12 protein-coding genes and 1 pseudogene are annotated in these 11,589 nt (G+C 51.1%); 8 read left to right on the forward strand and 5 right to left on the reverse strand.

Annotated elements, in window-relative coordinates; genetic code table 11:
* Window positions 1-130 precede the first annotated feature (130 nt).
* Complete coding sequence (locus GOM71_RS06525) at window positions 131-1,225, forward strand: ankyrin repeat domain-containing protein (RefSeq protein ID WP_173275296.1); 1,095 nt, start codon at window positions 131-133, stop codon at window positions 1,223-1,225.
* Window positions 1,226-1,304: 79 nt separating this feature from the next.
* Here GOM71_RS06525 and GOM71_RS06530 read toward each other — a convergent pair whose 3' ends face one another.
* Window positions 1,305-1,961, reverse strand: coding sequence for a DUF2306 domain-containing protein (locus GOM71_RS06530; protein WP_156279017.1), 657 nt, complete (start codon window positions 1,959-1,961; stop codon window positions 1,305-1,307).
* A gap of 123 nt (window positions 1,962-2,084) precedes the next feature.
* A pseudogene (locus GOM71_RS06535) lies at window positions 2,085-2,204 on the reverse strand (AraC family transcriptional regulator); the annotation flags it as partial.
* On the opposite strand from GOM71_RS06535, the gene GOM71_RS06540 reads away from it, so the two are divergent.
* Together GOM71_RS06540 and GOM71_RS06545 are read left to right on the forward strand one after the other, a co-directional pair.
* A complete protein-coding gene (locus tag GOM71_RS06540) occupies window positions 2,162-2,443 on the forward strand; it encodes a hypothetical protein (RefSeq protein WP_156279021.1) in 282 nt (93 codons plus the stop codon). The pseudogene GOM71_RS06535 and the gene GOM71_RS06540 overlap by 43 nt on opposite strands.
* Window positions 2,444-2,647: 204 nt before the next feature.
* Window positions 2,648-3,010 carry a hypothetical protein gene (locus GOM71_RS06545; protein ID WP_156279023.1) on the forward strand — a complete coding sequence of 121 codons (363 nt, stop codon included), beginning with the start codon at window positions 2,648-2,650 and terminating at the stop codon, window positions 3,008-3,010.
* A gap of 446 nt (window positions 3,011-3,456) precedes the next feature.
* Here GOM71_RS06545 and GOM71_RS06550 read toward each other — a convergent pair whose 3' ends face one another.
* From GOM71_RS06550 to GOM71_RS06560, 3 genes are all read right to left on the reverse strand, one after another.
* A complete protein-coding gene (locus GOM71_RS06550; RefSeq protein WP_156279025.1) occupies window positions 3,457-3,645 on the reverse strand; it encodes a hypothetical protein in 189 nt (62 codons plus the stop codon).
* 3 nt (window positions 3,646-3,648) lie between these two features.
* Entirely contained in the window at window positions 3,649-4,959 is a 1,311-nt protein-coding gene (locus tag GOM71_RS06555) for a glutamate-1-semialdehyde 2,1-aminomutase (RefSeq protein WP_156279027.1), read from the reverse strand.
* 157 nt (window positions 4,960-5,116) lie between these two features.
* On the reverse strand, window positions 5,117-6,169 hold the full coding sequence (locus GOM71_RS06560) for an LCP family protein (RefSeq protein ID WP_156279028.1): 1,053 nt from the start codon (window positions 6,167-6,169) through the stop codon (window positions 5,117-5,119).
* A 297-nt stretch (window positions 6,170-6,466) separates the two neighbouring features.
* Here GOM71_RS06560 and GOM71_RS06565 point away from each other — a divergent pair, with 297 nt between their 5' ends.
* The 5 genes from GOM71_RS06565 to GOM71_RS06585 all read left to right on the forward strand — a co-directional run bounded on the left by GOM71_RS06565 (window position 6,467) and on the right by GOM71_RS06585 (window position 11,149).
* Window positions 6,467-7,516 carry an ABC transporter ATP-binding protein gene (locus GOM71_RS06565; RefSeq protein WP_156279037.1) on the forward strand — a complete coding sequence of 350 codons (1,050 nt, stop codon included), beginning with the start codon at window positions 6,467-6,469 and terminating at the stop codon, window positions 7,514-7,516.
* Complete coding sequence (locus tag GOM71_RS06570) at window positions 7,513-8,307, forward strand: ABC transporter permease (protein WP_156279039.1); 795 nt, start codon at window positions 7,513-7,515, stop codon at window positions 8,305-8,307. The genes GOM71_RS06565 and GOM71_RS06570 overlap by 4 nt, the downstream gene beginning before the upstream one ends.
* 6 nt (window positions 8,308-8,313) lie before the next feature.
* Window positions 8,314-9,105: an ABC transporter permease gene (locus GOM71_RS06575; protein ID WP_156279041.1), complete on the forward strand. Its 792-nt coding sequence runs from the start codon at window positions 8,314-8,316 to the stop codon at window positions 9,103-9,105.
* 71 nt (window positions 9,106-9,176) lie between these two features.
* Entirely contained in the window at window positions 9,177-9,659 is a 483-nt protein-coding gene (gene bcp, locus GOM71_RS06580; RefSeq protein ID WP_156279043.1) for a thioredoxin-dependent thiol peroxidase, read from the forward strand.
* 50 nt (window positions 9,660-9,709) lie between these two features.
* Entirely contained in the window at window positions 9,710-11,149 is a 1,440-nt protein-coding gene (locus tag GOM71_RS06585) for a serine hydrolase domain-containing protein (RefSeq protein ID WP_253944736.1), read from the forward strand.
* Window positions 11,150-11,589: the final 440 nt, after the last annotated feature.

Genomic DNA, 11,589 nt, shown 5'->3' on the forward strand with positions numbered 1-11,589 from the left:
ACTGGCTTGTTAAAGAAGCTTCTTTCGTCTCGCGCCAGCGGACGATGGAAGCTTTTTTTCGTGAAAAAGGCGCTAATTCTATACAAAAAATCTCGAATTTTGTCGATATTATCGCAAAGGGGAGATAATGATGTCATTATTGTATTTAATTGCATTCATGCTTTATTTCGCAGGCATCTCAATTCTCGCTATCGGAGGGGATGCGGCAGGCTGGGGACCGCTTGCAGGAGCGATCGCGCTGACCTGGCTTATCGTGTTTTTTAGAAAGGAAGCGCGGAAAACGAAAGCGTTTATCCAATGGATCGAGCAAAATAAAGAGGCGATCTTTATGGAGACAGCGGAGTACGAAGGTGTGCCTGTCAAGCCGGATACGAAGCTTTCGTACTACGAATTGGTGGTCTCTCTCGGCGTGACCGCAAATATGAGATCGCGAATGGTCATTGGAGACACGCTTCAGAATGGAACAATAAAGGCTATTTACACGGCAATAACAGCAGTATTCGGTTGGTGGGGGATTCCATGGGGGCCTGTTCTGACGCTTGCAGCGCTTCGCCACAACTTAAAGGGCGGCAACAGTACGACTCCGCATGAAATTGTTTTTTATTACGGCGAAGGCCGGCCGAAATTGAAAAAAGCGCCGAAGCTGGTAAAGGCCGCTTATCATAATGATTTGAATAAAGTGTATGATTTGCTGCAGAGGGGCGAGGACCCTCATGCCACCGATCATGAAGGACGGACGGCCCTTCTGCGTGCCGCTGAAAACGGGAACGTTGAAATGCTCGAATTGCTAATCGACAACGGCGCGGACTGGCGTCATCGCGACAATTACGGCTGTACAGCTTTGATACGAGCATCTGTTAACGGCAGAACAGCGATGGTAAACAAACTGCTTTCGCTTGGAGCCAATCCGAACGAAGGCGATAATCACGGCAGCCTGCCGCTCATTTATTCGGGAAGCCGCGGCTTTATCAATGTGATGAAGCCGTTGCTGGACGCGGGTGCCGATCCGAATCTGATGACAGACAATCGGACGACCGCTCTTATGAAAGCGGCGGAATGCGAAGAGGTATCGGCGGTACGCTTGCTTCTCGAAGCGGGAGCTGATCCGACGATTGTCCATTCGGATGAGATAACGACGGCATACACGATAGCGCTGGAGAACAATAATCAAGCGTTGATTGAGTTGCTGGAATCGTATATGGATCGAAAAGAAGTGTTCGCTTAATAAATATTTGAAGTGAAATAGGCTGAACGCCGACCGGGGAAGAGGGTCGCGTTCAGCCTATTTGCGGTTGCATTGCTTGTTATAGGATCACAGAATGACGAGCTTTGTTCTTAGGCTTTGCTCCGAGAAACAAACGGGCGGCAAGCAGGTTCGGAACCCAGCATATCCAAGCGATAACGTCGAAGGTCTCGTTCGTATCGATGATGCCGAATAATAGGAGACCTAGCGGAATGTAAATGCGAAGCATGATGGCTGCGCATGTAAGCGCGTAGTTGTAGGTCATCCAGCGCCGATGCGCAGCATGATCGCGTTTCACGATAATTTGGAACAGGCCGTGGTAGAGCGTGAACAGCCATGAGACGGCGAGACCGGCAAAGCCTGCGCTGGCGATCCATCCGCCGTCGGCGTAGAAAGCGAGATAAAACCCGGTAACGGCGCCAATGATGATCATCAAGGAATAGATATAGCCAATGATGCGATGCAAGCGCGGCGATCGAACCCGCAGCTTCTTTACAAACTGCAGCCAGCCGATCAGCAGCGCCGTGCCCGCTGACAACGCATGCGCCCATAATACGTGAATCCAAAGGGACGGCAGCTCATTTTTCCCTTGTACCAGGGGCATCTCGCGCATTTGGTCCAAGGAGCCGAAAAATATAAAGGCATAAGCGCTGACGCCTGTCGCAAGAACGGCTAGAATACCGAACGCCCAAGCCCGGAATTTCATTTCTTTCGTCATCAATATTCCCTCCAAGCTCCAATTTAATTGATCTATGGCCAATTATATAAGCTGGAAGTAATTTCATAAACAGACCAGGGGTGGAAAGGAAACTCCGACTTTAGTCGGTGCTTGCTGTACGGTTTACGCTTGTGACTGTTTATTTGGGTATTCCTGCGGCGTTAGCCCGTAATGCTTTTTGAACAGCTGAATGAAATAGCTTGGCTTCTGGTAGCCGAGCATTTGCGAAATCTCGTATATTTTCGCAAAGCCGGGATTGGGAGTATTGGACGGAAAACGAAGACTACTCAGAATTTGGCATCGAAAATGAAGCGGCGCGAGTCGACGTTTATTACAACGGCGGCATTCATCCGGGATGGAATGTGCCAGTCAGCTGGTCGACTAACGGCGCTGAGCTGGCTGCCGGCGACTATACAGTCGAATCGGGCAAAATATCAATTGTTTTGGATCGCTTTACGGAATCAGGCAGTTACGCGGTCTGAATTAAAGCGACCGGTTATAAAGCGGCTAAAGTGACGCAAACGATCGCTGCCGAGGTAAACCTGGCACTGCATAAGACAGTTACCGCTTCAAGCAGTAACACCAATTTTGACTCGAATGGCTCACAGACGGCAATCGGGGCACGCGCTGGGAAGCTAAATATACGGATAATCAGGGCACGCCAATGAATCGGGATTGCCGTCGATTTGGGCGAGGTTCATGACTTATCCAAGTTGGTGCACGTCTGGGAAGCGGCTTACGGTAAAACGTTTGATATTCAAGTCGCTCAAACGGGAGACGATTTGTCCGCTGGCAGCAGCGACTGGGCAACGGTTGCATCCGCCAGCAGAGAACTGTCGGCGGGCAGCATGACCGAGACGATTCAATTGGATGAAGGAGCATCGGGGCGATTTATCCGCATCTATATTACCGAGAAGTGCGGAGTTTCTTCGAACGTATCGTTGCTGCTGGTCTTTCGCGTTCGGTCGTTAGCAGGCAATAGAGAAGGGTGGATCATTGCTTGTTTATTTTATCCACATGTGGATAGAGGCTCAAATGACGAGCGGTGAGATAGGCGTATTGCACATGTGAATAAGAGTGCGGCGACAGAGGGCAATAGAGGGAAGAATGAGGCGTTTTATCCCCATTCGGATGCAAACTATAAACAAATGTGGATGGAGTCAACTGTCAACGAAGAAACGTTTGCGAAAGTTCTCCCCAATAGAGAGCCACTTATAAACAAATGGGGAGAACCAGCAGACGACGCTAATTTCTATCCATTAGGTAAAGCGGATTATCAACAGTAGATCGATTAAGGAAGCCGGTTCGCAATATAACGAAACCAATTTCCTTAATCGGATCAATTTTACGTGTTAACTATCATTTAGCGAAGCTAGTGACGCTATTTGAGAAGCAAGGTTTGCGAATAACGAAAATCACTTCGCTATTGCTAGACTACTAAAATCTAGCGGCTTCAATAGCGAATTTAAGTTCGTTAATTAGCGAGTCTGGTTCGCTAATCGCTAATGGCGTACGCAGCATGGTGGAACGAGCAGTTACGTACCCATTGCTGCGCAGTCTGCCGAACCGAGCGGTCCGCGTCTAGAGCTGCGCAGTCTGCCGAACCGAGCGGTCCGCGTCTAAAGCTGCGCAGTCTGCCGAACCGAGCGGTTAAGGGCCTATTGCCAACCGAACCGCGCCTCATTCATTACAGCTTGCTGAGGGCGTAGTCTGCAGCGGCAATGGTCGCTGCAATATCTTCTTTCGTATGCGCGATCGTTAAGAACCACGCTTCATATTTCGATGGAGCGAGATTGATACCCTGATCCAGCATGAGCTTAAAGAATCGGCCGAACTTCTCGCCGTCCGTGTCCTGCGACTGATCGTAATTCGTTACCGGGTGGTCGCAGAAATGAGTAGAGAAAGAGCCGCGAATGCGATTGATCGTCAGCGGCGCGCCATGGCGCGAAGCAGCTGCGGCAATGCCGTCTGCCAGTTCGGCTGCGAGCGCGTCCATCCGCTCGTAGACGCCAGGCTGCTGCAGCACCTCAAGGCAAGCGATGCCTGCGGAAATCGAGGCAGGATTGCCGGCCATCGTGCCTGCCTGGTAAGCAGGGCCAAGCGGAGCGACCTGCTCCATAATGTGTTTTCGGCCGCCGTATGCGCCGATTGGCAGGCCGCCGCCAATGATTTTGCCCAGTGCAGTAAGATCGGGCTCGATTGCTTGATGATCGGGGAATGCCGCGAACGTCTGGGACGATCCGTAGTGGAAACGGAAAGCGGTAATGACCTCGTCATAAATGACGAGTGCGCCCGCTTCGCGCGTCACGCGGCATACGCCTTCCAAGAAGCCCGGCTCAGGCATAACCATGCCAAAGTTGCCGACAATCGGCTCGATCATGACGGCTGCCGTGTCGTCGCCCCAACGGTTCAGCGCTTCCTTGAGCGCGTCCAAATCGTTGAACGGCACCGTAATGACCTCGTGCGCGATGCTTGTTGGAATGCCGGCGCTGTCCGGTATGCCAAGCGTCGAAGGCCCGGAGCCAGCCGCAACAAGAACAAGATCGGAATGGCCGTGATAACAGCCTGCGAATTTAATAATTTTGTTGCGTTTCGTATAGGCGCGGGCAACGCGGATCGTTGTCATGACCGCTTCGGTTCCGGAATTGACGAAGCGCACCTTATCCATTGAAGGAATAGCCTCCTTCAACATGCGCGCCAGCTTAATTTCAAGCTCGGTAGGCGTTCCGTACAGCGTACCGTTTTGCGCCGCGCGAATAATCGCTTCCGTAATATGCGGATGTGCATGGCCGGTAATGATCGGACCGTATGCGGCAAGGTAATCGATATACCGATTGTCGTCCACGTCCCAAAAATAAGCGCCTTCCGCGCGTTTCATAAACACCGGCGCGCCGCCGCCAACCGCTTTGAAAGATCGGGACGGGCTGTTCACGCCGCCGACAATATGCTCAAGCGCTTCCTGATATAATGCCTCGGATCGAGTACGGGTCATAGTCATCGTATGTAGACCTCCTAAATATCGTATTGGGCACGTTATCCACATGCTCCATTCATGGTATTAGCGAATTTGTTATTCGCAATCGGCAAAACGGCCTCATTCCTGAGCGGAATGAAGCCGTCGCTTAGCGATCGAAGTTGATTTGTCTAAAGCTTGCTTACTGCGAAGTATTGCTTCCGCTATTCGTAGACGCGCTGCCGTCTTCCGCATCAGCGGATGGAGACGGAGACGGAAGCGTCTGATCGGCAGCGAGCGTTTCCTGCACAAACGCGAGCAGCTCCGCGTCGTCGCGAACGGCAAGAACCGAAGCGCCGCCAACCTTCTCATCGGCGATCAAATCCATCGGCGGCACTTGCGCAGTGCCGGCCACATGGCTTTCGACCCCAAGCTGTCCAAGCTTAAGCATGTCGGTTACTTGAAGATTGGTCTCGATGTAAGGCGAGACGCTTTCCAAAATATTTTTCATTTTAATAATGTTCCAGGACGATTGGAGCTCTTTCGCCACCGCTTGCAGCAAGTTACGCTGCCGCTCGGTACGGGTGAAGTCGCTCATTGCGTCGTGGCGGAACCGGACGTATTGCAGCGCTTTGTCGCCGTCAAGCTCCTGATAGCCGGCTTTCAAATCGATGTCATATTCATTGTTGTCCGCGTTGTCGGTATAATGCATATCTTTCTCGACATCAATGGATACGCCGCCGATCGCATCGATCAGCGCCTTGAATCCTTCAAAGTCGGTATATACATAATATTGAATGTCGAGACCCAGCAGGTCGCCGATTGATTTCATAGCGAGCTGAGGACCGCCGAGAGTTATAGCCGTATTAATTCGGCCGTCTCCATGTCCGTCAATCTCCACATAGGTGTCCCGCAGAACGGAGAACAAGTGGGCTTTCTTCGTGACAGGGTCAAATGAAGCGACCATCATCGAGTCGGAACGTGCCACCTGGTCTTCTTCCAGACCGCGAGCATCGGCGCCGAGCAGCAAAATGTTGACGCGCTCCTTGCCTTCCCATTTTGAAATCGCAAGCTCAGGCTTTTCTTCGAATTGCCCGAAGCGGGACTCTTCTTTCGTTTTGCTAAAGCTGTCCAGCCCTTTATATACGCCAGAGCCCCATACGATAATCCCGGCGATTATTAAAGCCAGAATAACGAGGACACCGACAAGTATTCGGATTCCCAGGCTCCTCTTCTTTTTTGGTTGACTGCGCATTTCGTTACTAGTGCCCCTTTCAGCAAATAAATCCTATATCTCGATTGATTGGTATTGACGTTTACGATGAACGATAACTAATGGTAATATTACATATCATAAAATTATAAAGCGGAACGTCGATTCGGCGCAAGTTTTATCATTTTAATGCGGAGATTATGAGTCAACTTTAATGCAGGAAGCTTAAATCTACATGAAAAGCGAGTCATGCTGTCAGAAATTACGCATGATTGGGAATATCTCGCAATTTCCCGGGAAATGTCGACCGTATGTACGGAGAGGAGCAGATTAGTACAAATGCTGGCAATAGACGTGAAAGATTTACGTAAACAGTTTAAGGTGCAGAAAAACCGCGAAGGGCTGTCAGGCGCGCTGAAAGACTTATTTAAACGCGAATATAATGAGGTGCGCGCGGTAAAAGACATTTCATTCCAAATTCCACAAGGCGAAATTTGCGGTTATATCGGCGAGAATGGAGCGGGAAAATCAACGACGATCAAAATGCTGACCGGCATTCTCGTCCCGACCTCCGGCGATATTCGCGTGAACGGCTATATCCCTTATAAAGACAGGGAAAAGTTCGTCGGCGAAATCGGCGTCGTTTTTGGCCAACGTTCGCAGCTATGGTGGGATATCGGCGTTATCGAATCGTTCAGGCTGCTGCGCAAAGTGTACGGCGTATCCGAGCAGGATTTCCGCAAGCGACTCGATCGGCTGGTGGAACGGCTTGATCTGGGCGATTTGCTGAACCGTCCCGTACGAAAGCTCAGCCTTGGACAGCGGATGCGCTGCGAGCTCGTTGCTTCGCTGCTGCATAACCCGTCCATCTTGTTTCTCGACGAGCCGACCATCGGACTTGATATCGTTGTAAAAACCGCAATACGTGAGTTTTTGCAGGAGCTGAACCGCGAGGAAGGCACGACGATTCTGCTGACGACGCATGATTTGCAAGATATCGAAGCGCTTTGCTCGCGCGTCATTATGCTTGACGACGGAAAGATCATTTATGACGGCAGCCTTGACGAACTTAAAGGCCGTTGGAGCAAAGGACGCGAGGTGCAGTTCCAATTCACGTCCGCGACGCCGCTTGCGAAGCTGGAGCAATTGACAGCCGGTCTTGGCGTTACTTGGAAGCAGGACAGCGACCTCAGCGCAACGATGTGGCTGCCGCATACGACAAACGTATCCGACGCGCTGTCGATCGTTACCGGCGGAACCGCTATTCGCGACCTTAAAATTACCGAGACCAATACCGACGAGATTGTGCGGGAAATTTACCGTTCCGGTTCGGCATCGGCTTCAGCGGCCGCAGCTCTATTGAAAGAAGAGGAGCCTGCACTGCGATGACGAGCGCTTATATCGACTTTATCCGTATCCGTTTTTTGACGATGCTTGCCTATCGCGTCAATTATTACAGCGGCATCATCATTTATGCGATCAATATTGGCGCCTATTATTTCCTCTGGAAGGCGATTTTCGGCGACGCGGAAACGCTGCAAGGCTTTACACTGGCGCAAATGACGACCTATGTTGCCGTTTCATGGATGGCGCGGGCATTCTACTTCAACAATCTGGATCGCGAAATCGCGAACGAAATCCGGGACGGCAGCGTTGCGACGCAGCTGATTCGGCCTTATTCCTACCTGTTCGTCAAAATGATGCAAGGCTTTGGCGAAGGGCTGTTCCGCATGCTGCTCTTCATGGTGCCGGGAATGATCATCGTCTGTATTATTTTTCCCGTTCGGCTGCCATCTGATCCGCTTACATGGGCGGTTTATCTCGTCATGCTGCTGTTCAGCTTCCTAATTAATTCGCAAATTAACATTTTGACCGGCCTGTTCGCCTTCTTCGTCGAAAACAACGAAGGGATGATGCGGATGAAACGCGTCATGGTCGACTTATTTTCCGGCGTGCTTATCCCGATCGCCTTTTTCCCGGACTGGCTAAGCGCGGCTATGAAGTGGCTGCCGTTTCAAGCGATCACGTATTTGCCGAGTGCCGTGTTTACAGGACGGACGCCGCTTGCCGAAGCGTACGGAGCAATCGGGCTGCAAATCGTTTGGTTCGCCGTGCTGATTGTGCCAATTTGGTTAGTGTGGCGGGCAGCGCGCAAGCGGCTGATCGTGCAAGGGGGTTAAGGAACGATGATATATGCGGTTTTATTGTGGGAGTACATTAAGAATTACGCAAAAACAAGGCTGACCTATCGAGCCGATTTTTGGATCGAGGTGTTGTCCGATTTAATGTTTCAAGGGATGAACCTGTTTTTCATCCTCGTCGTATTCCAGCATACGCCTTCGCTGGGCGGCTGGTCGGAAGCGGAGGTCATTTTCGTATACGGCTTCTTCATGATTCCGTACGGCGTATTTACGACTTTCTTTAACATGTGGAACTTTAGCGAGCGGTATATCGTCAAAGGAGAGATGGACCGGATCTTGACGAGGCCGGCTCACAATCTGTTTCAGGTGCTGCTCGAAAACGTCGATCCGCCGTCGCTGATCGGCTCGGTCGTTGGCAGCATTATTATGGCCGTGTGCTGGGGCGAGCTGGGGCTGCCGTTCCATGCGGTTGATCTGCTGATGATGCTGTTATTCGTCATTGGCGCCGTCCTTGTCTACGGGGGCATTTACACTGCGCTTTCGGCGCTCTCCTTCTTCTCCGATGCGCCGACAGGCATTGTTCCGCTAATCTACAATATCCAGAACTATGGGCGCTATCCGGTCAATATTTACAATAAAACGATTCGTTTTATTTTAACGTGGCTGCTGCCCTTTGCGTTCGTCGGGGTCATTCCCGCATCGTACTTTTTGGAGAAAAAGGCAGACGATCTGTCGCAGCTTGCGCTGCTGACCCCGGTTGTCGGCATCGTTTTCTTCGCGTTAGGGCTTTCCCTTTGGAATTATGGCGTGAAACGGTATCGCGGCGCGGGCTCATAGCGCGATCGTTTGAAAAATAACTTATGCATTTGCTTTAGCAATAGCGTTTCAATAGCGGAGGTACATTGATTATGGCAACAAAGAAAGCGACAGCTGAGCTCGGACGTAAAGCGCCCGACTTTGCGCTGATGGGGTCGAACGGTGAAGTCGTTAAGCTTAGCGACTTTAAAGGAAAGAAAGTAGTCGTCTATTTTTATCCGAAGGATTCGACGCCGGCATGTACGCAGCAGGCTTGCGATTTCAGAGATTCCTATGAGGCATTGGCCGGTCACGGCGCAGTTGTGCTCGGGATCAGTCCGGACCCGATAAAATCGCATCTTAAATTTATCGAAAAGCAGGAGCTTCCGTTTTTGCTGTTATCCGATTCGGAGCATAAAGCATGCGAGCTCTATGGCGTCTGGCAGCTAAAAAAGCTTTATGGAAGAGAGTATATGGGAGTCGTTCGTTCGACCTTCCTTATTAATGAAAAGGGCAAGCTAGAGCAAGAATGGCGCAATTTGAAAGTAAAAGGACATGTCGCGCAGGTGCTGGAAGCTCTGCAGCAGAGCAAATGACCATTAGAGGTTGAATCTGCGGACAAAGGGCTAAAGGAGGTCAGACTTTGATGCTTGTTAAAAAAGCAGGAGTTGCATGGACAGCGGCCGTTATTGCCGTCTGTTGTGCAACGGGAGTCGGCGGCTTGGGGCTGGAGCCCATAGCTGCAGCGCCAACGGAGCAAGCGGCGGCAAGAAGCAAAGCGATCGTTACGATCAATGGCGGCGCGGTGCATTGGAATGGCGAGCCATTCGTAGAAAAGGGTGCGACGATGGTGCCGCTGCGGGAAGCGGCTGTATCGCTTGGCGGCAAAGTCGCCTGGAATCAAGGGAGCCAGACGGTGTCTATCGCCTTGAACGGCGATGTTGTTACACAGCGGTCGGGAGACTCTTTAATACGAATTAATGGCGTTAAATTACAAATGAGCGGACCTTCGCGTACGATAAAAGGCAGTCTGATGGTTCCGCTGCGCGGATTGATGGAAGCGATGCGAGCTTCGCTTAATCTGTCGCAGACGCCAGCAGGACTGTCTATAGCGATTGCGACAGACAAGTCCACCCAAGTGAACGCTTCCGCAGCGGCAATCGACAGCTATTTGCAGCAGAACTCGTTCTCGGGCATGGCACTTGTCGCCAAGGACGGCAAAGCGCTGCTGCGCAAAGGGTACGGGCTGGCGAACGACGGCAAATTGAATCGCCCTGACGGGAAGACGCGAATCGCGTCAATTACGAAATCTTTTACTGCGGCTTCGATTATGCAGCTGGTCGAAGCGGGAAAGCTTAAGCTGAACGATCCGATCTCAACCGTCGTTACCGGCATACCCGGCGGAGAGCGGATAACGATACATATGCTGCTCTCGCATACCTCCGGGCTTCCCTCCGAGTTTACGCGCCAGGATGGCGTGACGCTGGAGCAGACAATTGACGAAATTCGCGGCAAGACGCTCGCATTTGAACCGGGAACCGATTATAAATACAGCAATTGCGGCTATGTTCTGCTTGCCTATACGATCGAGAAGCTGTCGGGCATGAGTTACGGCGATTATGTTGAGAAGCGATTGCTGAATGCGGCGGGGATGAAACAATCCGGTACGGCAACTGTTGCTACGCCAACGAATCAAGGCTATGTGCTTGCCAAGGACGGAAGCTGGACGAAAGCGCCTTATTATGCGTCCCAATCCGGCACAGGAACGCTGTACTCGACAGTTGACGATTTGTTGAAGTGGGATGGATTGTTGCGTTCGGGCAAGCTGCTCACAGAACAATCGCTTCAGGCGATGTATACGGCTCATTCGGCGAAAGGCTACGGCTACGGCTGGATCGTCAAGCAAGCCGCGGAAGGGAAGATCGTATTTCACAACGGAAGCGGAAGCGGTTATTCCACCGGCATGTCGCGAAATTTGGATAACGGCGTAACGGTAATATTGCTGAGCAATCATGCGGGCGCAGATACCGCGATGATGATGGATAAGCTGCAGTCGATGGCTGCGGCGGCTATCCTTCAAAATTGACATAGAGGGTCCATTTTTGACCCTTTTTCTTTTTGCTTATTTATCCGTATAGGACCATCCCTTAGTTTTCATTATAATTATGTTGAAATTTCGCAAAATTGAATCTAAGGGTGAATGCCATGCTGAAAGTAATGATTGTTGAGGACGAGCCTCTCATTCGCGCGGGCTTGAAACAGTATTTCCCTTGGAGTCAGTTCGGCGCGCTCCAAGGTACAAATGTACGTTAGCTAGTGGATAAGCCTGGTGATGAAGCGAGTGCAGGGCGTTCTAAGGTACAAATGTACGTTAGAGCCTTGAAGGAAACGGATGCGCGCTGCTCCAAGGTACAAATGTACGTTAGCTTACGTCGAAGACAGTTTACCAAGATTGATAGCAGGTTAAACAAGCCTGAAAACAGCCTTGTTTGAATATTTGGGTTTAAAGCGTGCGTTTCGCCGTCA

It is taken from the genome of Paenibacillus sp. NEAU-GSW1, from assembly GCF_009737085.1.
Lineage (GTDB): Bacteria > Bacillota > Bacilli > Paenibacillales > Paenibacillaceae > Pristimantibacillus.